This window comes from Streptomyces sp. SID5643 (genome assembly GCF_009872555.1).
Classification (GTDB): domain Bacteria; phylum Actinomycetota; class Actinomycetes; order Streptomycetales; family Streptomycetaceae; genus Streptomyces; species Streptomyces iakyrus.
This window is the reverse complement of the sequence record NZ_WWIC01000133.1, coordinates 42,393-67,787: the sequence shown is the minus strand read 5'-3', so window position 1 is coordinate 67,787 and position 25,395 is coordinate 42,393. Positions and strand designations below refer to the sequence as shown.

Below are 25,395 nucleotides of genomic sequence, written 5' to 3'. Positions count from 1 at the left end.
CTGCAACGGCGGCACCAACCAGCAGTGGAACTCGCCCACCCCGCCGCCGGACCCGCCGGTGCCCGGCGGCGCGGGCACGTGCGACATCTACGCCTCGGGCGGCACCCCCTGCATCGCCGCCCACAGCACCGTACGAGCGCTCTACGGCACCTACAACGGCAACCTTTACCAGGTCAGGCGCTCGTCCGACAGCACGACCCGGAACATCGGCGTCCTGCGCGCGGGCGGCACCGCCGACGCGACGCAGCAGGACTCGTTCTGCGCGGGCACCACCTGTGTCGTCACCGTCGTCTACGACCAGTCCGGCCGCGGGAACGACCTGTGGTACCAGGGGTCGAGTGTGGTCCCCGGCTCCACCCAGAGCCGCCCGGCGATCGCCACGTCGGAGTCGCTGGCGGTCGGCGGCAGCAAGGCGTACTCGCTCTACATCAACCCGGGCAACAGCTACTGGCGGGACGGCCACCTGACCGGCGTGCCGACCGGCAGCGCCCCCGAAGGCATGTACATGGTGACCAGCGGCACCCATGTCAACAGCGGCTGCTGCTTCGACTACGGCAACAGTGAGACGACCCGGGCGGCCGACGCGGCCGGGGCGATGGACGCCATCAATTTCAGCACCCAGTGCTGGTTCGGCGGGTGCGCCGGCAGGGGCCCCTGGGTCCAGGCCGACCTCGAATGGGGGCTCTACTCCGGTGGCAGCCAGACCTGGAACCCGAACCAGCGGGCCTTCACCAGCAAGTTCGTGACGGCGATGCTGAAGAACAACGGGACGAGCCGTTTCGCGCTCAAGGGTGGCAACGCCCAGACCGGAAACCTGACCACCCTCTGGGACGGCGCGCTGCCGCCCGGCTACAGCCCCATGAAGAAGCAGGGCGCCATCATCCTCGGCAGCGGTGGCGACTGCTGCAAGCCCGGCGGCGGCGCGAACCTCAGCGCCGGCACCTTCTACGAGGGCGCGATGGTGTCCGGATACCCGTCCGACGTGACCGAGAACGCGGTACAGGCCAACATCATCGCCGCCGGCTACCGCTGACTCGCCGCTCTTGATGGTTCGTCGATGAACGGCACACGCGGAACCATACGGAAGGGCCACCGCACCATGGCAGGTGGCCCTTCCGGCATGCCGCGTCAGCTCACGGCAGGGTCCATTTCTGGTTGGCTCCGCCGTGGCAGGTCCACAGGTGCACGAGGGTGCCGTCCGCCGAGGTGGCGCCCGACACGTCCAGGCACTTGCCCGACCGCGGGTTGCGCAGCGACCCGTCCGGGTTCGCCTGCCAGTTCTGGTTGGCACCGCCGTTGCAGGACCACAGCTGGACCTTCGTCCCGTCCGCCGTGCTGCTGCCGCTGACGTCCAGGCACTTGCCCAGCGCCTTGACCGTCGAGCCGGGCGTCACCGTCCACCGCTGCCCCGCCGAGCCCGTGCACGACGAGATCTGCACCGCCGTCCCGTCCGCCGAGCCGCCGCCGCGGACATCCAGGCACTTGCCCGCCAGCCCCACGACCGGACCCGCACCGGGGGTGGGCGTCGGGCCGCCGCCCAGTTCCCTGATCCGGACGTTGCGGAACGATACGTCGTCCCCCGTGCCGTGATTCTGGATGCCGATGTGGCCGGCGAGCGAGCGGGCGGGGTCGGTGTCGGTGAAGTCATTGATCTTCACGCCGTTGAGCCAGACCTGGAGCCGCTCGCCCTCCACCAGCAACTCGAAGGCGTTCCACTCGCCCGGTGGGTTGAGCGCCGCGTCCCGGGCGGCCGTGTCCGGGGCCTTGACGGCGTAGACCGAGCCGGTCGTGCGGTCAGGCGCGTCGGTGGCGTCGATCTGCACTTCATAGCCGTTGTTCAGTGCCGACTGCGGGTCGCTCGACGGCGGGAAGCCGACGATCACGCCGGAGTTGTCGTCGCCGGGCATCTTCCAGTCCAGCTTCAGCGAGTAGTTGGTGAACTGCCGGGCGCTGTACCAGAGCATGCCCATGCCGCCGTGCGAGGTGAGGGTGGCGTCCGCGTTGGTGAAGCCGCCCGGGCCGGCCTGCGACCAGCCGGTGGTCGAGCCGTTGTAGAGGTTCGTATAGCCGGTCTCGGGCCGGCAGTCGGCCTTGGTCCGGCCTGCCGCGTACCGGATGCCGCCGAGCAGGTGCGCCCGGAACGCCGGCTCCGCGTACGACGCCTGGCTGTGCCCGCCGCCGGTGTAGAAGGACCGGCCGCCCGAGTAGCTCTTGCACCAGGTGTGCGGGTGGTCGGCGCCCATCGAGCCGCCCGAGTACGACGACTCGTCCAGCGTGGTGAGCACGCGCGCGGTGGCACGGGGGTTGGTCCGGAAGTTGTACCACTCGTCGGTGCGGGTCCATGTCTGCGGCAGGTGGGCGGTCGCCGCGTGCGCCCGCCCCTCCACCTTGACGTCGGCCTGCTGGACGGCGGGGTGAGAGGCGAAAAGAGCGCCGACCAGATCGCCGTAGAACGGCCAGTTGTACTCCGTGTCGGCGGCCGAGTGGACGCCGACGAAGCCGCCACCCGATCCGATGTACGACTGGAACGCCGCCTGCTGGGCGTCGTTCAGGACGTCGCCGGTGGTGTTGAGGAAGATCACCGCCTCGTACCGGCTCAGATTGCCGGTGGTGAAGTGGTTGCCGTCCTCCGTGGCCGTCACGGTGAAACTGTTCGCCGCTCCGAGGTCGCGGACGGCCTGGATCCCTGCCGGGATCGAGTCGTGCCGGAAACCGGCCGTCTTGGAGAACACGAGGACGTCGTAGGGCGTGTCCGCGGCACTGACGGGTGTGGGCTGTGCGAGGAGGGCCAGGGCGGCGAGTGTCGTGGCCGCCGCCCCGCCCAGCAGGATTCGGGGATGTCTGCGCATGTCCGTGGCTCCCTTCTTGGTGACAGGCATCAGGGCAGGGTCCATTTCTGGTTGGCTCCGCCGTGGCAGGTCCACAGGTGCACGAGGGTGCCGTCCGCCGAGGTAGCGCCCGACACGTCCAGGCACTTGCCCGACTGCGGGTTGCGCAGCGACCCGTCCGGGTTCGCCTGCCAGTTCTGGTTGGCACCGCCGTTGCAGGACCACAGCTGGACCTTCGTCCCGTCCGCCGTGCTGCTGCCGCTGACGTCCAGGCACTTGCCCAATGCCTTGACCGTCGAGCCGGGCGTCACCGTCCACCGCTGCCCCGCCGAGCCCGTGCACGACGAGATCTGCACCGCCGTCCCGTCCGCCGAGCCGCCGTCACGGACATCCAGGCACTTGCCCGCGAGCCCCACGACGGGACCCGCACCGGGGGCCGGGCCCCCGCCGGTGTCGAGGGTGAACGCGTCGACGTCGAAGAGGAATCCGGAGCCGCCGGCGAAGGTCAGGTAGAGCGTGGTGGTGCCGGCCGGCGCACCGGAGACCGAGCCGCCCACGGTGGTGAAGTTCGTCCACGATCCGGTGACCGGGACAGTGGCGGAGCCGAGGACGGTGCCGGTCGGCGAGCCGGCCCGGACCTGCAACGTGCCGCCCGCGCCGGCTGACGACACCCGGGCGCTGAACGACGTGGCGTTGTTCAGCTTGTACGGCTCGAACGCGATCCAGTCACCGTTGTGGATGTCACCGACGGTCTTGCCGCCCTCGGCGGTCGACTTGTCGAAGGTGGCGATGCCGGACGCGTTCTTGTAGTGCTCGGCCTGCCGGTGCTTCGGCTGAAGGATGTGCTGCGTGTGCGCGGTGAGCCCGGCACTGTCGGTGTACTCGGCGTCGAAGACCCCGAAGATGTTCGCCGCGTCGTCGTGTTCCCCGTCGACCGGGATGGTGATGGTGCCGGAGCAGCCGGTCTTCGAGGTGACCGGGTGGCCATGGCTGTCGTGCCCGACGATGTACGTCATCTTGACCTTGGCGCAGTCGACCGTGCCGTCCTCCGGATCCGTCACGGTGACACTGAACGGCACGGTGTCGCCGAAGGCGAAGATCTCCCCAGCGGCGGGGCTGTTGATGGTCACGGTCGGAGCGGTGTTGCCGACGGTGATGCGCACGTCGGCGGTGCCGGTGGCACCCTGCGCGTCACGCACGGTCAGGGTGGCCGTGTATTCGCCGTTCGTGCTGTACGTCTTCGTCGGGTTGGCGGCGGTGGAACTGGTGCCGTCGCCGAAGCTCCACGCATAGGTCAGTGCCCCGCCCTCGGGGTCGGACGAGCCGGCCGAGGAGAACGTCACGGTCAGCGGTGCCGTGCCGGAGGTCCGGTTGGCGCCGGCCACCGCCGTGGGCGCGCGGTTGCCGACGCCGACGTAGTCGAAGCGGTACAGGGCGGAGTTCTGGTCGCCCTGGTAGTACCCGGTGCCGTAGTCCAGCACGTAGTAGGAGCCGTCCGGGCCGAACGCCGAGTCGATCACCTGCTTGCCGGTCCACGGGAAGCTGTCGATGGTCCCCGGGGATCCGTCGGCGTTGAGGTGGATCGGCTTGATCCAGCCGCGGCCGAACTCCGTGGCGAAGAACTGCCCGTCGAACGACTGCGGGAACTTCGTGGGCGAGCTGACGTTCGGGTCGTACCGGTACACCGGGCCCGCCATCGGGGACTCCGAGCCGCCGCCGAACGCGGGCGGGCTGCCGGCCTCCCCTCCGTAGCGGATCCAGGCGGCCTTGGCGGGGGGCAGGGTAGTCAAGCCGGTGTTGCGGGGCGAGTTGTTCGTCGGCCCGCCCGAGCAGTTGTACTTCGCGCCTGCCGTGTTGGTGGCGAAGTCCCACTCGGCGTACGTCTCGGAGGTCGTGTTCGTACCGGTGCAGTACGGCCAGCCGTAGAAGCCGGGGCCCGTGACGCGGTTGAACTCGACCTGGCCCTGCGGGCCGCGCGCGGAGTTGGCACCGGCGTCGGGGCCGTAGTCGCCGACGTAGACGGTGCCGGTGGCCTTGTCCACGCTCATCCGGAACGGGTTGCGCAGGCCCATCGCGTAGATCTCCGGCCGGGTCCTGGCCGTGCCGGGCGGGAACAGGTTGCCCGCCGGGATCGAGTACGACCCGTTCTCGTTCACCTTGATCCGCAGGATCTTGCCGCGCAGGTCGTTGGTGTTGGCGGCGGTGCGCTGCGCGTCGAACGCCGGGTTGCGGTTGGTCCGCTCGTCGAGCGGGGAGTATCCGGCGGACTCGAACGGGTTGGTGTCGTCGCCCGTGGACAGGTACAGGTTGCCCGCCGCGTCGAAGTCGATGTCCCCGCCGGCGTGGCAGCAGATACCTCGGTCGGCCGCCACGTCGAGGATGTCGACCTTGCTGGACTGGTTGAGCGTGAAGTCGGCGTTGAGCGTGAACCGGGAAAGCCGGTTGACACCCTGCCACGCCGACCAGTTGGCACCGGTGGTGGGTGCGTCGCCTCCTGGTGTGGACAGCGGCGGGGCGTAGTAGAGGTAGATGTGCCGGTTGGTGGCGAAACCCGGGTCGACGCCGATGCCCTGCAACCCGTCCTCGTCGTGCGCGTACACGGGGATGGTGCCGATCACCTTGGTGGTGCCGCCCGCGTCCGTGCGGCGCACGGTGCCGTTGCGGGCGGTATGCAGCACCGACCGGTCGGCGAGTACGGCCAGCGACATCGGCTCACCGACCTCCGCGACTCCGCGGGCCAGTTGGACCTGCTGGAAGTCGGCGGGGTTGATCGGGTGCGCCGAGGCCGGGGTCGCGCTGGACAAGGTGGCGATGAGAGCGGCGGCGACCAGGAGCAGAGCCGAACCGATGGCCTGCCAACGCGCGGGACGCCTGATATTCATGAACATGACAATGCAAACCCCTTCCTGAACAGGTGGCTGCCAGGCTTGGGGCGCGCGCTGCCGCGCCGATGCCGTAGCGGGATGTCGCCGCCTCGGCCCGCAGGGTGTGTACTTCAGCAGGCCACTACGCCGAGCGGGGGCAACAGCTCGGAAACAGGAGAAGTCGATGGTTGCCGCGCTGTCGGGTCACATCGACGACCGTGACGGTACACCGACAAGGCTAGAGGGCTTCGGCGCAGCATGTCCATACTTCCCTCCGGACCAGGCAGACTTCTGGTCTGTTGTGGAACAAGTCGCGAGCCCTGTCAGGAGTCGGCGCCGTCAGGGTCATCACCTCACAGCGGTTGCCAGATCCGGGCGAGTGTCGAGGCGGTGAGCAGTTGCCCGGGGTTTCCCTGCGCCGCCAGCCGGCCCTCGCGGAGCAGGAGGCAGGCGTCTGCCGAGCGTGCGGCTTCCAGGTCGTGGGTGGCCTGGACGACGGTCCTGCCGTCGGCGACCAGCTCCCTCAGCAGCGTGGCGATCCGGTCCCTCGCTTCGGGATCCAGGCCGGTGGTCGGTTCGTCCAGGAGGAGCAGGTCCGACTCCTGGGCGAGCCCTTGGGCGATCAGGGCGCGCTGCCGCTGTCCGCCGGAGAGTTCCCCGAGTTGGCGGGCGGCGAGGTGGGCGACGCCGAGCCTCTCCATGGACTGGTCCACGGTGGCACGGTCCTGTCGGGTCAGTCGGCGCCACGGGCCGCGGTCACCCCAGCGCCCCATCTCCACTGCCTGCCTGACCGTGAGCGGCAGTGCGTCAGTGACGGCGCTGTGCTGCGGGACGAACGCCGGCGGCCGGTCGCCGAGGTGGTGCACCCGGCCCGATGTGGGCCGGATCACTCCGGCCATGACTCCGAGCAGGGTGGACTTCCCGCTGCCGTTCGGGCCGACGAGCACGGTGATCGCCAACGCCGGTATTTCCGCGTCGAGTTGATGAAGGACGGGGTGGCTGGGGTATCCGGCGGAGAGCTCCGTGAAGCGGACCCGGGACGTCCGGACCCCGGCGGTTGCGGGAGGGGCCCCCTGTGCTTTGAACATGGTTTTCATTATAGTCCGCTTACATGGAGTGGTTGACGGGTCCCTTCGAGGTGACCTTCGTGCAGCGGGCCCTGTGGGGCGGAATGTTGGTGTCGGCGATCTGCGCCCTGGCCGGCACCTGGGTGGTGCTCAGGGGAATGGCCTTCCTCGGCGACGCCATGTCGCACGGGCTGCTGCCCGGAGTCGCGCTCGCCGCGCTGTTCGGCGGCAACCTGCTGCTGGGAGCGCTGCTGAGCGCGACCGTCATGACGGTCGGCGTCACGGCTCTGGGCCGCACGCCGAGGCTGTCCCAGGACACGGGCATCGGCCTGCTGTTCGTGGGGATGCTGTCGCTCGGCGTGATCATCGTGTCGCGCTCGCAGTCCTTCGCGGTCGACCTGACCGGGTTTCTCTTCGGTGACGTCCTCGCCGTCCGCGAGCAGGACCTGCTGCTGCTGGGCGCGGCGCTGCTGCTGGCGCTGGCCGTCTCGGTCCTCGGCCACAGAGCTTTCCTCGCCCTGGCCTTCGACTCACGCAAGGCCCAGACACTCGGGTTGCGCCCACGCCTGGCTCATGCGGTGCTGCTCGGACTGCTGGCGCTGGCCATCGTCGCCTCCTTCCACATCGTGGGCACGCTGCTGGTGCTGGGCCTGCTGATAGCTCCGCCGGCCGCAGCGCTGCCCTGGGCGCGCAGCGTGCGGGGTGTCATGGTCCTGGCGACGTTGCTCGGCGTGACCGCCACCTTCGGCGGCCTGTTGCTGTCCTGGCACTTGAGCACCGCGGCCGGCGCGACCGTCTCGGGCCTGGCGGTGAGCCTGTTCTTCCTCTCCCACCTGGCATCCGCTGTCCGCCACCGCAGCCGTGCGCGCCTCCTCGGCGCTCACGCCACGGCGACCGACTGACAGAACCTGAGGCGATCCCCTTGCTCGACCGAACCAACGTCATACCTTGGGCGCCCGCCGCGCTCGCGGCGATCTCCCTGCTCACCACGAGTTGCGCGAGCCACGACGACACCGCGTCTGCCCCGAAGGCCGCCTCCTCGGCCTCCGCTCCGCACGGTTACGTCGAGGGCGCCCAGGAGAAGGCCGAGCAGCAGTCCCGGCTGCTGCTCAACGACCCGGCCACAGGCGGAACCCGGGTACTCGATCTGATCACCGGCACGACACACAAGGTGTCCCGGGCCACGGGCACCACCGACCTCACCACCGACGGCCGCTTCGGCTACTTCCACGCCGCGGACGGAATCCACGTGCTTGACGGCGGCGCCTGGATGGTGGACCACGGCGACCACGTCCACTACTACCGCGCGGCGATACGCGACGTGGGCCGGATGCCCGGAGGCCCGGGCACCCGCGTCCGCAGCGATGCCGCCGTCACAGCGGTGACCGACGAGGAGGGCCGGGCCAGGATCTACCGCCGGGCCGGTCTGGAGCAGGGCGAGGTCGGCCCCGCCCGCAGGCTTCCCGGGAGGCACGCGGGAGCCGTCGTGCCGTACGCGGAGCACCTGCTGAGTGTCACGGAGGACGGGAAGGTCATGGCTTACGACCGTCAGGGCGAGCGGTCCGCGTCGCCGGACCAGGGGTGCGAGACCCCCCGGGGCGACGCCGTCACCCGGCGCGGAGTCGTTCTCGGCTGCGCCGACGGCGCCCTGCTCGTCCGTGAGGACGACGGCACCTTCACCGCCGAGAAGATCCCGTACGGCAGCGACGTGCCCGAGGCGGAACGGGCCACGGCCTTCCGGCACCGGCCCGGCAGCGACACGCTCACGGCGCCGGCCGGGAAGCGGGCCGTGTGGGTCCTGGACGTCGGCGAGCGCACGTGGGCAAGGGTGAAGACCGGGCCCGTCGTCTCCGCCAACACCGCCGGCGAAGGCTCCGTTCTTGTCGTCCTGGAGACCGACGGCGCACTCCACGGCTACGACATCGCCACCGGCAAGCAGGTCTCCAAGACGAAGCGGCTGGTGACGGGCTCCTCCGGGACCGGTACCGACAAGGATGCGCCACCGGTCATCGAGGTCGACCGCAGCCGCGCCTACCTCAACGACCCCAAGGGCAAACGCGTGTACGAGATCGACTACAACGACAACCTGCGCCTCGCGCGCACCTTCGACCTGGACATCGAGCCGGCCCTGATGGCGGAGACCGGACGATGACCCCGCGGACGCGTGGGTCGCGGCGGCCGCGCACCCTCCTACTGCTCCTGCTCACTTTCGCACTGGCCGGTGCTGGCACGGGTTGCGCGGGCGGCGACGACAGGCCCCGGGTCGTGGTGACGACCAACATCCTGGGCGACATCACCCAGGAGATCGTCGGCGACGAGGCCGACGTCACCGTGCTGATGAAGCCGAACGCCGACCCGCACTCCTTCGGCCTGTCGGCCGTGCAGGCCGCCGAGTTGGAGCGTGCCGACCTGGTGGTCTTCAACGGTCTTGGACTGGAGGAAAACGTGCTGCGGCACGTGGAGTCCGCCCGCGAGGCAGGGGTGGCCACCTTCGAGGCCGGCAAGGCGGCGGACCCGCTCACCTTCCAGGCGCAGGGCGCCGGTGGTCCCGAGGCGGAGGCCGGGCAGCCCGACCCGCACTTCTGGACCGACCCCGACCGCGTCCGCAAGGCCGCCGGCCTGATCGCCGACCAGGTCGTCGAGCACGTGGACGGCGTCGACGAGAAGACGGTCCGCGCCAACGCCGACCGCTACGACGACCGACTCGCCGACCTCGCCACCTGGATGGAGAAGTCCTTCGACCGCATACCGGAGAAGCAGCGGTCGTTGGTGACCAACCACCATGTCTTCGGCTACCTCGCCGAACGCTTCGGCTTCCGGGTGATAGGCGCGGTGATCCCCAGCGGCACGACGCTGGCCTCACCCAGCTCCTCCGACCTGCGCTCCCTCACCCAGGCCATGAGCAAGGCAGGCGTACAGACCGTGTTCGCCGACTCCTCCCAGCCGAAGCGGCTGGCCGAGGTCCTGCGCACCGAACTGGGCGGCGGTGTGCGCGTCATCGAGCTCTACTCCGAGTCGCTGACCGAAAAGGGCAAGGGCGCCGGCACCTACCTGCAGATGATGCGCGCCAACACCACCGCCATGACCGACGGCCTGACCGGCGCCTGAGCCGGCCCGCCCCGCACATGAAACCCGGCCGACCGGTCGCTCAAGCACACCCCCATCCACTGCCGCACCCGCGCGGCGCAGAAAGGAACTCACCGGTGAACAAGTCCATACGCAACAGAGCCTTCACGGCCACGGCCCTCGCCCTGGCGGCCTCCGCGGTCCTGACCGCCTGCGGAGGAGAGGACGGCTCCCCCTCCGACGCAAAGGCCGAGGCTGCGCCGAGCGCCAAGGCCGTGGCGGTCAAGGACCCGGTGGTCGCCACGTTCGACGGCGGACTGTACGTCCTGGACGGCGAGAGCCTGAAGCTGGCCAGGACGATCGAGCTGCCCGGCTTCAACCGCCTCAACCCCGCCGGTGACGACTCCCACGTCATGGTCTCCACCGACGCCGGTTTCCGCGTCCTGAACGCCGCCGAGCAGACCTTCACCGGCATTGAGTACAAGGGCGCAAAGCCCGGCCACGTCGTCCAGCACGCCGGCAAGACGGTGCTCTTCACCGACGGCACCGGCGAGGTCAACGTCCTGGACCCCGCCGACCTCAAGGCCGGCAAGAAGCCGGAAGGCCGCACCTACACCTCCGCCGAACCGCACCACGGCGTCGCCATCGAACTGACCAACGGTGAACTCCTCACCACCCTCGGCACCGAGGAGAAGCGCACCGGCGCCCTCGTCCTGGACAAGAACAACAAGGAGATCAAGCGCAACGAGAACTGCCCCGGCGTCCACGGCGAGGCCGCCGCCAAGGGCGAAGCCGTCGGCATCGGCTGCGAGGACGGCCTCCTGCTCTACAGGAACGGCAAGTTCACCAAGGTCGACGCTCCCGACGACTACGGCCGCATCGGCAACCAGCGCGGCAGCGACACCTCACCCATCCTCCTGGGCGACTACAAGACCGACCCGGAGGCCGAACTGGAGCGGCCCACCCGCATCTCCCTCATCGACACCGAGACCGCGAAACTGCGCCTGGTCGACCTGGGCACCAGCTACTCCTTCCGCTCCCTCGGCCGCGGCCCCCACGGCGAGGCCCTCGTCCTCGGCACGAACGGCACCCTCCACGTCATCGACCCGGAAACGGGCAAGGTCGACAAGAAGATCCCCGTCGTCGGCGAGTGGCAGGAGCCGCTGGACTGGCAGCAGCCCCGGCCCACCCTCTTCGTCCGCGACAACACCGCGTACGTCTCGGAACCGGGCAAGCGCCAACTGCACGCCGTCGACATCGCATCGGGCAAGAAGGTCAAGTCCGTGATCCTGCCGAAGAGCACCAACGAACTCTCCGGCGTCGTCACCGGCCACTGATCCCCAGACCTCGGTGAGACCGCCCCACACCGGGCACCGGCTTGTCGCTGCCGCGCCGGTGCCCGCGGTCTCGACGAGGCGGTCCGGAGCAGACTCGTCACCTGGGACCTGCCGAAGGGAGACGCGACCCACGGGGGCCCGAGTTGCCAGAGCCGTGAGTGGAGCAGCGTGCCGGGATCGAGGCCGAACAGCCGGGCTTCCGGGCCGGCGGCGGCCGTCGAGACCTCAGAGGCGGGAGCGTCTTCCCGCAACGCGCCTTCGATAGTACGTTCGCGCGCACCACCCGAGCCCGTCCGAAGGATTCGGCATGCCTGCACGCTATTTCGAGGACTTCGACCCCGGCCACGGGCGGCTGGAGCCGCGCGCGGTCCTCGACTCCGACGCCCCCCGGATCGACCTCAACGGGCAGTGGGCGTTCCGGTTCTCGTCGGCGCTGCGGGCCGAGCCGGACGGGTTCCAGGACCCGGAGTTCGAGGACGGCTCCTGGGACGCCCTGCCGGTCCCCTCGCACTGGCAGCTGCGCGGCTACGGCCGGCCCGTCTACCTCAACATCGCCTACCCCGTCCCGCTCGACCCGCCCTTCGTCCCACAGGAGAACGAGACCGGTGACTACCGCCGCGTCTTCGACCTGCCGGACTCCTGGCAGGGCGTGCCGGTGGTCGTGCGCTTCGAGGGAGTGGACTCCTGCGCCCGGGTCTGGCTCAACGGCACGGAACTCGGCGTCACCTACGGCAGCCGCCTGGCGACCGAGTTCGACGTGACCGCGCTGCTACGGCCCGGCCGCAACCTGCTGGCCGTGCGGGTGCACCAGTTCTCCGCCGGCACCTACCTGGAGGACCAGGACACCTGGCGCCTGTCGGGCATCTTCCGCGACGTGGCACTGCTGGCCCGCCCCGCCGGCGGCATCCGGGACGCCTTCGTCCACGCCGACTACGACGACGCCACCGGCGAGGGGCGGCTGCGCGTGGACGTGGACACGGACGCACCCGTGCGGATCAGCGTCCCCGCCTTCGGCCTCCACGAACAGCCGGCCGACGGCGAGTTCCGGTTCCCGGCAGTGCGCCCCTGGAGCGCGGAGGACCCGCACCTGTACGAGGCACACCTGGCCACCGGCAGCGAACGCGTGCGGGTGCGGTTCGGCTTCCGCACCATCGCCATCGACGAGAGCGGCGTCTTGCGGGTGAACGGGCGCCGCGTCCTGCTGCGCGGCGTCAACCGGCACGAGTTCGACCCCGACCACGGCCGCGCCCTCTCCCCGGAGGCCATGCGCCGCGACGTGGAGCTGATGAAGCGCCACAACATCAACGCCGTCCGCACCGCCCACTACCCGCCGCACCCGGCCTTCCTCGACCTGTGCGACGAGCTCGGGCTGTACGTGACGCTCGAATGTGACCTGGAGACCCACGGCTTCGAGTACGCCGACGCCACGATGTGGGAGCGCAACCCCTCCGACGACCCGCGCTGGCGCGGCGCCTACCTGGACCGCATCGAGCGCACCGTCGAGCGGGACAAGAACCACCCCAGCATCATCCTGTGGTCGCTGGGCAACGAGGCCGGCGACGGCCAGAACCTGCGTGCGATGGCCGACTGGACACACCGACGCGACCCCTCCCGTCCGATCCACTACGAGGCCGACCGGCTCGGCGAGTACACCGACGTCCACGGCCAGATGTACCGCCCGCCCGCGGCCGTCGCCCGCATCGGCCGCGGGCAGCTGCTCCCGGGCGAGATCCATTACCCGGCGTGCGCCGGCTCCGGCGACCCGGCCGACGATCCGCGCAACCGCATGCCCTTCCTCCTCACCGAGTTCGGCCACGCGATGGGCAACGGACCCGGCGCCCTGGCCGAGTACGCGCAGCTCGTCGACGAGTACCCACGGGTGCAGGGCGGCTGGGTGTGGGAGTGGATGGACCAGGGGCTGCGCACGCGCGACGCCCGGGGCCGCGAGTTCTTCGGGTACGGCGGCGACTTCGGCGAGGACCTGCACGACGGCAACTTCTGCTGCGACGGCCTGGTCTTCCCCGACGGCACCCCCTCGCCCGCGCTGTTGGAGTACGCCAAGGTCATCGCCCCCGTCCGCATCAGTACGGGCCGCGAGCCCGGAACGCTGAGCATCGAGAACCGCTTCGAGGTCCTGGACCTCTCCCACCTGCGCTTCACCTGGTCGCTCGCGCGCGAGGGCGTCGAACTCGCCGCAGGCACACTGCCGACGCCGAAGGCGACCCCGGGGGACCGCGTCGAACTGCCGCTGCCCGCGCCGGCCCTGCATGCCGCCGCCGAGGACGGCGACAGTGGTGAACTGTGGCTCACCGTCCAGGCGGAGCCGGACGAGCCCGCCGACTGGGCACCCGAGGGCCACGTCATCGCCTGGGGGCAGCTCCAGCTCTCCGCACCAGGCCGCGACCGTTCGTACGCACCCCTGCTGGGCCCGCACGCCGCGGACGGGTTCATCACGCTCGGGCCCGGCCGGTTCGACCACGCCACCGGCAGCCTCCTCGACCTCGACGGACTGCCCCTGCAGGGCCCCACACTGGGCCTGTGGCGCGCACCCACCGACAACGACCGTGGCTGGTCCCAGCGCGACGCGACCTACTGGAAGGATCGCGGCCTGGACCGGCTGCGCCACCGCACGGTCTCCGTCACGCCCGACGCCGAGGGCCTGACCGTCGTGGTCCGCAGCGCCGCGGCCGCCGTCCCTTGCGGCTACCTGACGACCTACCGCTGGACCAGCGACGGGACCGGCGTGCGGCTCCACGTGCACACCGAACCGGTCGGCCACTGGCCCGAGCGGGCGGACACCTTCGCCGACACCATGGTGGACCCCGGTCTGCCGCCCGAAGAGCACCGGGAACTTCTGCGCCGCAACACCTCCCGTTCTTTGGCCCGGATCGGTCTCGACTGGCAGCTCCCCGCCGACTGGTCACAGGTCGCGTGGTTCGGCGCCGGCCCCGGCGAGGCCTACCCGGACTCCCGGCAAGCGGTCCGCGTCGGACGGTTCCACACCACCGTCGAGCAGATGCAGACGCCCTACGTGCGCCCGCAGGAGAACGGCAACCGCGCGGACGTACGGTGGGCCGAGGTCAGTGACGGCTCCGGCGCCATCCACGTCCGGGGTGAGGAGTTCTTCCACCTCTCCGCCCGCCGCTGGACCGACCGGCAGCTCGACGTGGCCCGGCACCAGACCGAGCTGACCCCCGGTCCTCTCGTGCACCTGCACACCGACCACGCCGTCCAGGGCGTCGGGAGCGCCGCATGCGGCCCCGGCGTCCTGCCCCAGCACCGCCTCGAACTCGGCGCCGCCGACTTCACCCTCGACCTCACGCCCTTCCATCGCCCATGACACCGGGACCGGTCGGCCCACGCGGGCGGACCGGTTCCAGCGTTGCCCCGCCATCCCATCATCGTCACCGTCCCCCCCTCCCGCCGTCGTCTCGCGCCCGGGACGGGCGGGGACGTCTCCGGCGTCGAACCTGTACCTGGGTACCGGTCGCAAGCCCGGCTGGCGGTGCGCTCAGCAGCAGTCGCAGCCCGGCCGGCAGCCGCACACATCGGTGCCGGCGTCGGCCTTCGGTGCCGCTGCGGCAGTGGACGCCGCGCAGCAGCCCTTGCCCTGCCAGGCGTCGCGGCCTTCCTTGACGGCGATGACGGCGATCACGAGGGCTGCGATCGGGTCGGCCCATGACCAGCCGAGGGTGGCGTTGAGGAGCAGGCCGGCCAGGAGTACGGCGGACAAGTAGGTGCACAGGAGGGTCTGCTGTGAGTCGGCGACCGCGGAGGCGGAGCCGAGTTCGCGGCCGGCCTTGCGCTGGGCGGCGGACAGGAAGGGCATGACCGCCAGCGACAGGACGGCGAGCACGATGCCGGGGATGGACCGTTCGGCTTCGCCGGTGCCCGTCAGAGCACGGACGGCATCGACGCCGACGTAGGCGGCGAGGGCGAAGAACGAGAGCGCGATGATCCGCAGGGTGCGCTGCTCGCGCGCGTCTCGTACGGCGTGGTCGGCTGCGGAGAACTGCCAGGCGACCGCGGCAGCGGAGGAGACCTCGATGACCGAGTCCAGGCCGAAGCCGATCAGAGCCGTGGAGGAGGCGAGGGCGCCGGCGGTGATGGCGACGGCCGCCTCGACGACGTTGTAGGTGATCGTGGCCGCCACCAGCAGCCGTATGCGCTCGGCGAGGACCTCGCGGCGGGCCGGAGAGGGCCCGAGGGATACCGCGGTCATCAGCAGCACCCCTTGTCGTCGGCGTCGACGCACGTGCGGGCGGTCTCGACGGCCACCACAGCGGTGCGCAGGTCGTCCAGGGCGTGGCCGAGGCGTTCGTCGGCGAGTTCGTAGCGGGTGCGGCGGCCGTCGGGCACGGTGACGACCAGCCCGCAGTCCCGCAGGCAGGCCAGGTGATTCGACAGGCGGGTGCGGGAGACACCGAGGGCGTCGGCGAGGTCGGCCGGATAGGCGGGGGCCTGGCGCAGAGCGAGCAGGATCCGGCAGCGGATCGGGTCGGCGAGCGCGCGCCCGAAGCGGGCCAGCACATCGATGTCGGAGGCAACGGTCAGCACACCCACGACAGTACAGGGTTTCCTGAATTCAGGAAATCTTGGACTGTTCTCGCTCCGGACGAGGCTGTTTCCATGCCCGCCCATCGGCACGCAGGGGCTCAGACCACCCGCACTTTCGCGACAGGACCTCCGGTACGTACGACCCTCCGGCGTGTCTGCATGGCTCGCTCTCACCCGCTGCTCGCAGGCTGTTCCGTGTCCGGCGAGCACGGAACGGGCACGGGCACGGGGCACTGAAGGAGGATCTGGAGAGCGACTCGGGGTCGCGCTCGCCCGGCCGCCGGCGCAGGCACTGTCCCCGTCCAGCGACGACGCGACCTTGCTGGGCAAGCTCGCCGTGGGCGAAGGGCTCACCGTCCTGGGCAAGAACGGCGCCGCAGCCCCCGCGCTGGCGAAGTCCTGGAAGCAGAACAGCCCGACCACCTGGACCTTCGAGTGGCGCAAGGCCACGTTCCAGGACGGCACGCCGGTCGCCGCCGAGTCCGCCGTCAACGCCCTCGACCATGCGGACGCCGCAATGCCCAAGCCCCGCGTCCTCAGCGACGTCACCTTCACCGCGAAGGACGACGACGCCGACACGGTCACCATCAACACCAAAGCCGCCGACCCGGTACTTCCGCTGCGCCTTGCCAGCCCGGTGTCGGCCATCCTCTCCAAGAAGGCGTACGCCAAGGACGGCACCGCAAACCCGATCGGAACCGGAACCGGCCCCTTGAGGACCACGAAGCTCACCGGCACGTGCAAGGCAGCCCCACAGCGGCGGAGACCAGCTGGAGGGCGGCGTTGGCGAGGACCGTGGTGTACAGGGCGGTCGAGGTGCCCGCTAGCGCGTCGGTGAGCGGCGCCTGGAGCGCGCCCGCCGAGGTCTCCAGGACCGCGGCTCTGCCCGCCCGCCACGTACCGGGATTCCTGCCGCACCTGCTCGGCGGCCGGGTCGCCGGAGCGGTTGATGACGACGTACAGCGGGGCCGTGCGCTATGTGGCGGTCGCGCAGGTGAGCGGCGCTCTGGAGCTGTGGCACCAGCTGCTGACGGCCGGTCTGCCGCTGTGGATCGTCACCGGCACCGACGCGCCCGCGCCGCTCGTGTCGGGGCTGCTGATCCTGGACACCGTCCTGGTGCTGTTGTTCCAGGTCACGGTCAGCAAGGGCGCGCGAACTCCGGCCGGGGCGGCACGTATGCTGCGTTGGGCCGGGTGGGCGCCGGGGGCGTCCTGCCTGGTCTTCGCGGCGAGCGGGGGGCACGGCGCGCTCCTGGACGGCGTGGCCCTGCCGGGCGGCGCGCTGGTGCTCGTCGTCGGCGAGCTGGGGCGTGTCCTTCGGTCTCGCCCCGGCGGGCCGGCAGGGCGAGTACCAGGCGGTGTTCTCCCTGGGGCGCGGGTTCCAGCAGTTCGCCGGGCCGTGGCTGATGACCTCCCTGGTCGTCGGCGTGGCGGGCACCGGCTGGCTGGTCCTCGCTGCGCTCTTCGCCCTGCTCGGGCTCGCCGCGCCGCCGTTGGTGCGCGGCCTGGAGGAGGCCCGCGCGCGGACGGAGCCGACTGCGGCCTGACCGGCCGGCCGGCACCCGTCCGAACCACAGATGTCACACCCGTCCGACCGGAACAAGTAGGCGAGCACCATGACCGTACAGCGACGACACGACCCTGCCGAGCGCGGCTTCGCCAGCGACAACTACGCGGGGGCGCACCCCGAGGTCCTTGCGGCGATCGCCGTGGCCAACGGCGGCCACCAGGTCAGCTACGGCGCCGACGTCTACACCGAGCGCCTCCAGGAAGTGGTGCGCGGCCACTTCGGCCCCACCGCGCAGGCGTATCCGGTCTTCAACGGCACCGGCGCGAACGTGGTCGCGCTCCAGACCATGCTCGACCGCTGGGACGCCGTGGTCTGCGCCGAGTCGGCTCACATCAACGTCGACGAGGGCGGGGCGCCCGAGAAGGTCGCCGGGATCAAGCTCCTGACGGTGCCCGCATGGGACGGCAAGCTCACTCCTGAGCTGATCGACCGTCAGGCGTGGGGCTTCGAGGACGAGCACCGGGCCCGGCCGCGGGTCGTCTCGATCGCCCAGTCCACCGAACTCGGCACCTGCTACACGCCGGACGAGATCCGTGCGATCTGCGACCACGCGCACGGCCACGGCATGCTCGTCTACCTGGACGGCGCCCGGCTGGCCAACGCCGCCGCCACCCTCGGTGCGTCCCTGCGCGAGATGACCACCGACGCCGGCGTGGACGTCCTCTCGCTCGGCGGCACCAAGAACGGCCTGCTCTTCGGCGAGGCGGTGATCGTGCTCAACGAGGACGCGGTGCGCGGCATGGCCCACCTGCGCAAGACGAGCATGCAGCTGGGCTCCAAGATGCGTTTCCTGTCCGTGCAGTTCGAGGCGCTGCTCGGCGGCGGCCTGTGGCTGCGCTCGGCGGCCCGCTCCAACGCGATGGCCCAGCGGCTGTACGAGGCGGTGCGCGACCTGCCGGGCCTGGAGATCGCCCGCCCGGTGCAGGCCAACCAGATCTTCGCCGTGCTGCCGCCGGCCGTCACCGAGCGCCTCCAGAAGCGGTTCCGCTTCTACACCTGGGACGAACAGGCCGGCGAGGTCCGCTGGATGACCTCCTTCGACACCACCGAGGAAGACGTGGACGCGTTCGCGGCGGCGATCGCGCAGGAGCTGGCGGCGGAGCGAGACCAGGGGCCGGCGGGCGCGCTGTCCGTGGCGGAGCGCGAGGAACTGGTGCAACTGCGCCGAAGGTCCGGGAGATGGAGGAGACGATCGAAGCGCTGGGGCATGAGCCTGCCTTCTCCGCGAACCGCAGGACGAGGTAGCCGACGGCGGAAGTCCGGGAGGCCGGGCCAGCACCCTGGCGCCGAAGGGCAGCCTCGAAGAGACCGCCACTGATCAGCTGCCGTCCGGCTACGCTCCAGCGACTGTGAACGCCTCGGATCAGGCTGTCCGTGGCGCGCGTGGACGTCCGGGTCGATGTATCCGTCCGCGAGCTCGGCGAGCGGACGGGGACTGTCGCACGCCATGACCCGGGCGCCGGTCCTGGCGTACGGGATCTGCCGAGCCGAGGAGAGCGAACCCTGCGCGCGGACCCGTCCGTCCAGCGTCGCGAGGAAGTGGAAACCGCCACGCAGACGTCCTGCTGCCGCAATCTCTCGGACGGCTTCACACCAGGTTCCAGGCGCCTGGATTCATGGGACCGCAAGCCCATTCCGGCCCAAGCACCTCGCCCCCCGTCCACGGATGTGGTTGCGCACGGTCTTGTTGGACAGCAGATGTCCGACCTCTGGCAGCGACGGGCCCTGGTGTCGGCGGCCTACTCCCTGCGTGCGGCGACGAACTGTGTGACGGTCGTGAAAACAGCCAGGAGCAGGGCGGAGGTCAGGAGCAGGCCGCTCGTGGGGGCGAGCAGGTCCGCCGCGTCGGGTGTCGTCGACATGAGGGTGAACAGCCGGTTGACCGGGGGCATGCCCTTCGCGAAGAGGGCGCCCATCACCAGGGCGAGCGCGGCCACCAGTGCGTATCCCTGTCGCCTGAAGACGAGCCGAGAGCACAGCACGCCGATGGCGATGCCCACGAGCGCACACGTGAGCTGGGCTTCGACTCCCAGGACGAGATCGGCCACGGTGACGTCGTAGCTTCCCAACCACAACGGAAACAGCAAGCCGAAGACCATCAGGACCAGACAACTCAGCAGCGCCGTCCCGACCGCCGCCAGCAGCACCTTGAGTGACCGGCCGCCGGACGAGACGACGACGATCGCCCGCTGCGTGGGGTCGTCCAGGCTCATCAGCGCCACGGTGAGCCAGGTCGAGCAGACGAACAACGCACCGGCGGAAGAGGCGTAGGCGGGGGGCAGTGGACCGCTGCCGTTGACGGTCAGCACCCCCATCAGACCCATGAACAGGAGCAGGGGTGCGAGGTAGCGCTGCGTGTGCACCACGGTCGCGAACGTGTAGCGGATGAGAGCGATCACCGCATGTCTCCATTGGTTGCGACGTCCGGGTTGCGGTGACTCAGCACCGTCCCTGTCACTTGCTCGACGGACCAGCCGTGCTGCAGTGCGGTGTACAGCAGGGCGTCGGTGCTCTCGCGCGTCACTCTCAGCCTCACCCACGGCACATCCCGGCTCACCGCCAGCACACCGTCCAGTTCCTCCCAGGCCAGGTCGCTCGGCACCGGGCCACTCGGTAACCGGCTCAGGACGACGTCAGCCGAAGGGCGGTACTCACTCGGCCGGGACTCCGGGCCCCGCAACGTGATCCGGCCCTTGCTGACGAAGTAGGTCCGCGTGGCACGTGCTCGCGTCACCGACTCCCGGTGGTCGGTGAACAGCACGGTGCCGCCGGTACTCGCGACCTCGGTCATGATCTCGGCCAGCACGCCGTGGGCGTCCGCGTCGAGCCCGGACCACGGTTCGTCCAGGACGAGCAGCCCCGGCTCCACCAGCAGGGCCTGAGCCAGCGCGACCTTCTGCGCGTTGCCCTTCGACAGGCTCCGCAACGGTGCCTGCTTGCCGCCCACCAGGGCGAGCCGGTCCAGCAGCCGGTGGGCCCGCGACGAGGCGGCCGATGTACTCAGACCGCGTACGCGGCCCATGTGTGTCAGGTAAGTCACGGCCGACATACGTTCGTTGGGGGAGAAGCGATCGGGGACGTAGCCCACGACCGGTGGCCGGGCGGTCACCCTGCCCGCGGTCGGCCGTGACAGCCCCACCGCGATCCGCAGCAGTGTGGACTTCCCGGAACCGTTCCCGCCGACGAAGGCCACGACCTCTCCGGCCGGGGCCTCCACATCGACGTCTCTGAGAATCCAGTCGCCACGGCCATAGCGCTTGCACACTGCTCGAAGTTGTAACAAGTGACGTCCTCCGTCCGCTGTCGCGACCCTGGATGCCCGCAGATCAAGGTGCCGATGAGCCGCTACGCACAAGCGCACGACCTGGCGCAGGTCACACCGGCAGACCTCCCGTTCCCCGGTGCATGCGTGCGCCCTTCGGCGCACCGGCAGATGCTCAGCCCCGCGCCGGGCCGAGCCCTTGGTCGGCGATGGCTGCCACGATGCCACGGGTCGCACCGGACGGCGCTCGACCGCTTCCCGCCCACACGGGCACACGCTTAGGTTAGGCTAAGCTAAATCGAGCTCCCCTGGCCCGGGCCCGCCCGGCCCCGCCACGAAACGGAGTCCCCACGTGACCGTGACAACCGCTCGAAGCGGGGATCCGTCCGCCCGGGCACTTCCCTGGCCCGAAGAGCTGCGGGGCAGTGTGGTCGTCGTCAAGTTCGGCGGGAACGCCATGGTGGACGCGAAGCTTCAACTGACCTTCGCCCAGGACGTGGTGGAACTGTGGCACGCGGGTCTGCGGCCGGTCGTCGTGCACGGCGGTGGGCCGCAGATCAGCGCGATGCTCGACCGGCTCGGGCTGGAGAGCCGGTTCGAGGCCGGGCTGCGGGTGACCACCCCCGAGACCATGGACGTGGTGCGCATGGTGCTGACGGGGCGCGTCCAGCGGGAGCTGGTCGGGCACATCAACGCCCACGGTCCTTTCGCGGTGGGCCTGACGGGGGAGGACGCGCACACGATGACGGCCGTGCGGCGACAGGCCCGCGTGGGCGGTGAGACCGTGGACATCGGTCTCGTCGGCGACGTCGTGGACGTCAACCCGGCCATGGTGCGCGCACTGCTGGAGCAGGGCCACATCCCCGTCGTCTCCCCCGTGGCCCGCGGCGCGGACGGGCAGGTCTACAACGTGAACGCCGATCTCGCGGCGGCGGCCCTCGCCGTCGCCCTCGACGCGGAGCGGCTGGTGATGCTCACCGACGTCGACGGGCTGTACGCGGACTGGCCGCGCAGTACCGAGGTCATCGGGCGTCTGACGGCCCGCGCGCTGGACGGACTGCTACCCGGGCTGGCCAGCGGCATGCTGCCGAAGATGGAGGGCTGTCTGCGGGCCGTCCGCGGCGGGGTGCGCACGGCGCACGTGGTGGACGGGCGCGTGCCGCACGCGGTGCTGAACAGTGTCCTCGCCGAGACCAGCCCGGGCACCACCGTGGTGCCCGACGCCGTCACCAGGTCCTGATCAGGACGCGTACGTCGCGCCGCGGGTCCAGGGAGCGCGCCCAGGTCCGCGGCGCACGGTGAGCGGTCGTGGGCGTGAAGCCGTGACGGAGGAACAGTCCGGCGCTCCCGGTGGTCGCCGTGAACAGGGCGCCGAGCGAGCGGACGCGTGCCTCGACGAGCACCGCGCGTAAGAGCCCGGCTCCCGCGCCGCTCCCCTGCCGGTGTGCCGCCACGCAGAAGTTGTAGACGACGCCCGCGAGTTCGCCGTCCTCCCGCGCGTCCGTGGGGTAGGCGTGCAGGCCCACGCAGCCGTCGAGCGTGCCGTCAGGGGCCTGGAGGACCAGGAAGTCGGCCGCGTGGGCGGCGTAGAGGGACACGGGGCGTTCGCGCAGCGCGCCCGAGCGCACGAAGGGCCGGGACAGGGCGGCGAGGGCGGCGGCCTCCTCCGGGCGGGCGGTGCGCAGCGCGGGGGTCGGTGCGTCAAGGGCGCGTGGCGGCGCGGCGGGGCGCGGCATGGCCGTGGTCAAGGGGTTCCTTCCTCGGTTCCGGACCGGGGATCAGTCGCACGGACGGCTCGGGCAGCCGGCCACGTACGCCTCCACCACCTCGATGTCGCCGATGCGTGAGGTGTCGACGCTCCGGGGGTCGTCGCCGAGGACGACCAGGTCGGCCTGTTTGCCGGGGGTGAGGCTGCCCAGGCGGTCGTCCCAGCGGCAGGCGCGGGCACCGGCCACGGTGTGGGCGTACAGGGCCTCATCGACGGTGATGGCTTCGTCCGGTCCGATGAGCTGCCCGGACGCCGAGGCACGCTCGACCATGAACTGGACGGCGCGCAGGGGCGATCCGTCGGCGACCGGCCGGTCGGAGCTGCCCACCAGGGGAATGCCGTGGTCCAGGAAGGCCCGGCCCCTGTACAGCCAGGGCGCTCGTTCCTCGCCCATGATCGAGGCGTAGTCGTCGCCGAAGCAGCGCAGGAAGTTCGGCTGGACGACCGCGCTGACGCCGAGCCGCGCCATGCGCGGGAGCTGGTCGGGCCGGATCAGTCCGGCGTGTTCGATGCGGTGGCGTGCCCCGGGCCGGGGCCGGATCCGCTGGGCGCGCTCGATCGCGTCGAGGGCGATGTCCGCCGCGCGGTCGCCGATCGCGTGCACGGCGAGCTGCCAGCCGGCGAGATGGCCGTCCACGATGAGGTCCGTGAGCGTGTCCGGGTCGTCCTGCAACTGCCCGGCGTGGTCGAGCCCTTCGTACGGGCTGGTCAGCGCGGCCGTCCGGGCCATCATCCCGCCGTCGGTCCAGACCTTCAGCGCGCCGACGGAGAGCCGGTCGTCGCCGAACCCGGTGCGCAGGCCCAGGTCGAGGGCCCTCGCGATGCCGTCGCTCTCGTGCGCGGTGACCGGGTTCAGCCGGTCCGCCGACACCATGAGCTGGACGCGCAGCGGCAGCAGGCCCGTGTCCCGGGCGAGTTGGTAGGCGCCGAGTTCGACGGGGCTGTGGCCGAACAGGGCGCCGCCGATGCCCGCTTCTGCGCAGGCGGTGACGCCCTCGGTGAGGCAGGTGCGGGCCGCGCGGCCGATCGCCTCCGCCAGGTCCGCCTAGGAGTGCGGCAGACGCAGGGCGCGGGCGGCGCCCATGGCCTGCTCGGCGAGGAAGCCGTTCTCGTGCGGGGTGCCGGTGGGAAGCAGGTCCAGGACGGCGGTGTTGACCACGCAGCCGTGCCCTGAGTCGTGCAGCAGGTAGAGCTTGCGACCGTCGCCGACCCGGTCCAGGTCGGCGGCGGTCAGATGGCGGCCCAGGGCCCTCTGGTCGTAGCCGGCGATGCTCACCCATGCGCCGGGGTCCCGGGTGCGGGCGACGGCGTCGGCGACGACCGCGAGCACGTCGTCGACGCGGGTGAGGCCCGCGATGCTCGGGGTGTTCTGCTTGAACCCGGTCCAGGCGAGGTGGACATGGGCGTCGATGAACCCCGGCAGCACCGTGGCGCCGTGCAGGTCGACGACCTCCCGGGCGGGCAGGGAGGTCACGGCCTCGTCGAGGCCCACGATCCGGCCCTGCCAGATGCCCAGGTCATGAGCGACCGGATGGTCCGGATCCATGGTGAGGAAACGGGCGTTGGTCAGCCTGGTGCACAGCATCGGCGGTGTCAGGCGTCCTGGGATGCGGCGAGGGACCGGGGGCGCAGGTCCGTCCAGTGGGTTTCGACGTACTCCAGGCACGCCCCGCGGGTGTTCTCGGCGAAGGCGACCGTCCAGCCCCCGGGCACTTCGGCGAAGGACGGCCAGAGGGAGTGCTGACCCTCGTCGTTCACCAGGACCAGGAAACGGCCGTCGTTGTCGTCGAAGGGGTTGGTGCTCATGCGCTGCGCCTCCTCGGAAGGCCAAGATTAGGTTAGGCTCGCCTAATTGACGGAGCTTAGCCCTTGGTCCTTCCCTCTCACAAGGAGACGTTCATGCACGTGGCCGCGGCCGACAGGGAAGGCGTGTTCGCCGGTTTCGGGCTGCCGGACGCGCCCGGCAGTGACGCGTTCTGGGCCGCGGTGGGGGCGCCCTCGTCGGTGCCCGCCGAGGGCGGCGGCGGTTGGGTGACCCTGTTCCTGTGGCGCGGGTCGTCGCCGGTGACCGTCGAGTTCGAGAGCTGGTCGGAGCCGGTCGCCCTGCGCCGCTGGAAGGACACCGACTGCTGGTACGCCGAGGTGTCCATGCCCGAACGGCTGCGCGTCACATACCGGTTCGTGGCGGGGGACGTCTCCCACGCCGACCCCTTCAACCCGGCCGGGGCGGGCGGCGAACGGTCCGTCGCCGCGACGCCGGACGCCCCGGATCAGCCGCACTGGCCCGTCCTCGGGGCCGATGCGGTGCTGCCCGTGCCGCGTACCCGGATCCGCTGGGCGAGTGAGCGGCTGGGCGGGCGGCGTACCGTGCGGATTCATCCGGCGGGGGGTGGCGGGCCGGTGGTGCTGCTGCTCGACGGGGACGACTGGCTGTATCTGCATCCGGCCGTGACCGCGTTCGACGCGGCCGTGGCGGCCGGTGACATGCCGCCGGTCACACTGGTCTTCCTGCCTGCCAAGGACCGGGCGGCCGAGTTCACGTGCCGGCCGGAGTTGTGGGAGGCCGTGCGCGACGAACTGCTGCCCTTGGTCGCGGAGTCGGGCGTCACCGCCGACCTGGAGCGGCTGGTGGTCGCCGGGCAGAGTCTCGGGGGGCTGAGTGCGGTGTACGCGGCGCTGGAGTTTCCCGGGCTGGTGTCACGGGTGGCGTGTCAGTCGGGGTCGTTCTGGTGGACGCCGGATGCCCTGCGGGCGGCTGATCCGCTGGGGGGTCCGGTGGGGGGTGTGATCGCCGAGCGGTTGCGGGCGGGGGTGGATCTGTCGGGGCTGCGGGTCGCGTTCGATGTCGGGGAGCACGAGGACCGGATGCTGCCCCATTGTGAGGTGACCGAGGGTCTGGTGGAGCGGGCCGGGGCGACCGTGCGGGTGTCGCGGTCCGCGTCGGGGCATGACCGGGCGGGGTGGCGTCATGCGCTGCTCAGGGATGTGGGCTGGGCCCTCGGTTCGTAGTCGGGTGCGGGGCGGTGGGGGCTGATCGCGCCGTTCCCCGCGCCCCTGAGGCCGTTTCCCCGGCCCC

At 71.0% G+C, this 25,395-nt stretch carries 19 protein-coding genes and 2 pseudogenes; 11 read left to right on the top strand and 10 right to left on the bottom strand.

Annotated elements, in window-relative coordinates; all coding sequences use genetic code 11:
• A partial coding sequence (locus tag GTY56_RS16690; RefSeq protein WP_161366178.1) for an arabinofuranosidase catalytic domain-containing protein occupies nucleotides 1-1,033 on the top strand: 1,033 nt, incomplete at its 5' end.
• A 100-nt stretch (nucleotides 1,034-1,133) separates the two neighbouring features.
• Here the strand turns inward: GTY56_RS16690 and GTY56_RS16685 are convergent.
• The 3 genes from GTY56_RS16685 to aztA all read right to left on the bottom strand — a co-directional run bounded on the left by GTY56_RS16685 (nucleotide 1,134) and on the right by aztA (nucleotide 6,789).
• Nucleotides 1,134-2,849 carry a ThuA domain-containing protein gene (locus GTY56_RS16685; protein ID WP_161366182.1) on the bottom strand — a complete coding sequence of 572 codons (1,716 nt, stop codon included), beginning with the start codon at nucleotides 2,847-2,849 and terminating at the stop codon, nucleotides 1,134-1,136.
• Between the two features lie 29 nt (nucleotides 2,850-2,878).
• Nucleotides 2,879-5,716, bottom strand: coding sequence for an RICIN domain-containing protein (locus GTY56_RS16680; RefSeq protein WP_161366177.1), 2,838 nt, complete (start codon nucleotides 5,714-5,716; stop codon nucleotides 2,879-2,881).
• Between the two features lie 329 nt (nucleotides 5,717-6,045).
• Nucleotides 6,046-6,789, bottom strand: coding sequence for a zinc ABC transporter ATP-binding protein AztA (gene aztA, locus GTY56_RS16675; protein ID WP_161366176.1), 744 nt, complete (start codon nucleotides 6,787-6,789; stop codon nucleotides 6,046-6,048).
• A gap of 14 nt (nucleotides 6,790-6,803) precedes the next feature.
• On the opposite strand from aztA, the gene aztB reads away from it, so the two are divergent.
• The 5 genes from aztB to GTY56_RS16650 all read left to right on the top strand — a co-directional run bounded on the left by aztB (nucleotide 6,804) and on the right by GTY56_RS16650 (nucleotide 14,502).
• Nucleotides 6,804-7,661, top strand: a complete 858-nt coding sequence (gene aztB / locus GTY56_RS16670; RefSeq protein WP_161366175.1) for a zinc ABC transporter permease AztB — start codon at nucleotides 6,804-6,806, stop codon at nucleotides 7,659-7,661.
• Between the two features lie 20 nt (nucleotides 7,662-7,681).
• Nucleotides 7,682-8,911 carry a PQQ-binding-like beta-propeller repeat protein gene (locus GTY56_RS16665; RefSeq protein WP_161366174.1) on the top strand — a complete coding sequence of 410 codons (1,230 nt, stop codon included), beginning with the start codon at nucleotides 7,682-7,684 and terminating at the stop codon, nucleotides 8,909-8,911.
• A complete protein-coding gene (gene aztC / locus GTY56_RS16660) occupies nucleotides 8,908-9,867 on the top strand; it encodes a zinc ABC transporter substrate-binding protein AztC (RefSeq protein WP_161366173.1) in 960 nt (319 codons plus the stop codon). The genes GTY56_RS16665 and aztC overlap by 4 nt, the downstream gene beginning before the upstream one ends.
• A 95-nt stretch (nucleotides 9,868-9,962) precedes the next feature.
• On the top strand, nucleotides 9,963-11,162 hold the full coding sequence (aztD, locus tag GTY56_RS16655; RefSeq protein WP_161366172.1) for a zinc metallochaperone AztD: 1,200 nt from the start codon (nucleotides 9,963-9,965) through the stop codon (nucleotides 11,160-11,162).
• Between the two features lie 307 nt (nucleotides 11,163-11,469).
• Nucleotides 11,470-14,502: a glycoside hydrolase family 2 TIM barrel-domain containing protein gene (locus tag GTY56_RS16650; RefSeq protein WP_161366171.1), complete on the top strand. Its 3,033-nt coding sequence runs from the start codon at nucleotides 11,470-11,472 to the stop codon at nucleotides 14,500-14,502.
• A 171-nt stretch (nucleotides 14,503-14,673) separates the two neighbouring features.
• Here the strand turns inward: GTY56_RS16650 and GTY56_RS16645 are convergent, their stop codons facing one another.
• Nucleotides 14,674-15,384 carry a cation efflux transmembrane domain-containing protein gene (locus GTY56_RS16645; RefSeq protein ID WP_161366170.1) on the bottom strand — a complete coding sequence of 237 codons (711 nt, stop codon included), beginning with the start codon at nucleotides 15,382-15,384 and terminating at the stop codon, nucleotides 14,674-14,676.
• On the bottom strand, nucleotides 15,384-15,719 hold the full coding sequence (locus GTY56_RS16640) for a metalloregulator ArsR/SmtB family transcription factor (protein ID WP_161366169.1): 336 nt from the start codon (nucleotides 15,717-15,719) through the stop codon (nucleotides 15,384-15,386). The genes GTY56_RS16645 and GTY56_RS16640 overlap by 1 nt, the downstream gene beginning before the upstream one ends.
• 319 nt (nucleotides 15,720-16,038) lie before the next feature.
• On the opposite strand from GTY56_RS16640, the gene GTY56_RS16635 reads away from it, so the two are divergent.
• The 3 genes and pseudogenes from GTY56_RS16635 to GTY56_RS16625 all read left to right on the top strand — a co-directional run.
• Nucleotides 16,039-16,557, top strand: a complete 519-nt coding sequence (locus tag GTY56_RS16635) for an ABC transporter substrate-binding protein (protein ID WP_237524883.1) — start codon at nucleotides 16,039-16,041, stop codon at nucleotides 16,555-16,557.
• A gap of 472 nt (nucleotides 16,558-17,029) precedes the next feature.
• Nucleotides 17,030-17,266, top strand: a complete 237-nt coding sequence (locus tag GTY56_RS16630; RefSeq protein ID WP_161366168.1) for a hypothetical protein — start codon at nucleotides 17,030-17,032, stop codon at nucleotides 17,264-17,266.
• 69 nt (nucleotides 17,267-17,335) lie between these two features.
• Nucleotides 17,336-18,385: pseudogene (locus GTY56_RS16625) on the top strand (threonine aldolase family protein); the annotation flags it as partial.
• A gap of 643 nt (nucleotides 18,386-19,028) precedes the next feature.
• On the opposite strand, the gene GTY56_RS16620 reads toward GTY56_RS16625, so the two are convergent.
• Nucleotides 19,029-19,688: a hypothetical protein gene (locus GTY56_RS16620; RefSeq protein WP_161366166.1), complete on the bottom strand. Its 660-nt coding sequence runs from the start codon at nucleotides 19,686-19,688 to the stop codon at nucleotides 19,029-19,031.
• A complete protein-coding gene (locus GTY56_RS16615) occupies nucleotides 19,685-20,554 on the bottom strand; it encodes an ATP-binding cassette domain-containing protein (protein ID WP_346345500.1) in 870 nt (289 codons plus the stop codon). Before GTY56_RS16615 ends, GTY56_RS16620 begins: the two co-directional genes overlap by 4 nt.
• A 349-nt stretch (nucleotides 20,555-20,903) precedes the next feature.
• Between GTY56_RS16615 and argB the strand changes: the two genes are divergently transcribed.
• Nucleotides 20,904-21,791 carry an acetylglutamate kinase gene (gene argB / locus GTY56_RS16610; protein ID WP_161366164.1) on the top strand — a complete coding sequence of 296 codons (888 nt, stop codon included), beginning with the start codon at nucleotides 20,904-20,906 and terminating at the stop codon, nucleotides 21,789-21,791.
• Here the strand turns inward: argB and GTY56_RS16605 are convergent.
• From GTY56_RS16605 to GTY56_RS16595, 3 genes and pseudogenes are all read right to left on the bottom strand, one after another.
• Entirely contained in the window at nucleotides 21,778-22,299 is a 522-nt protein-coding gene (locus GTY56_RS16605) for a GNAT family N-acetyltransferase (RefSeq protein WP_524540111.1), read from the bottom strand. The genes argB and GTY56_RS16605 overlap by 14 nt on opposite strands.
• A gap of 30 nt (nucleotides 22,300-22,329) precedes the next feature.
• Nucleotides 22,330-23,904: pseudogene (locus GTY56_RS16600) on the bottom strand (amidohydrolase).
• A gap of 8 nt (nucleotides 23,905-23,912) precedes the next feature.
• Entirely contained in the window at nucleotides 23,913-24,125 is a 213-nt protein-coding gene (locus GTY56_RS16595; RefSeq protein ID WP_161366163.1) for an MbtH family protein, read from the bottom strand.
• A 93-nt stretch (nucleotides 24,126-24,218) separates the two neighbouring features.
• Here GTY56_RS16595 and GTY56_RS16590 point away from each other — a divergent pair, with 93 nt between their 5' ends.
• A complete protein-coding gene (locus GTY56_RS16590) occupies nucleotides 24,219-25,328 on the top strand; it encodes an alpha/beta hydrolase-fold protein (protein WP_161366162.1) in 1,110 nt (369 codons plus the stop codon).
• Nucleotides 25,329-25,395: the final 67 nt, after the last annotated feature.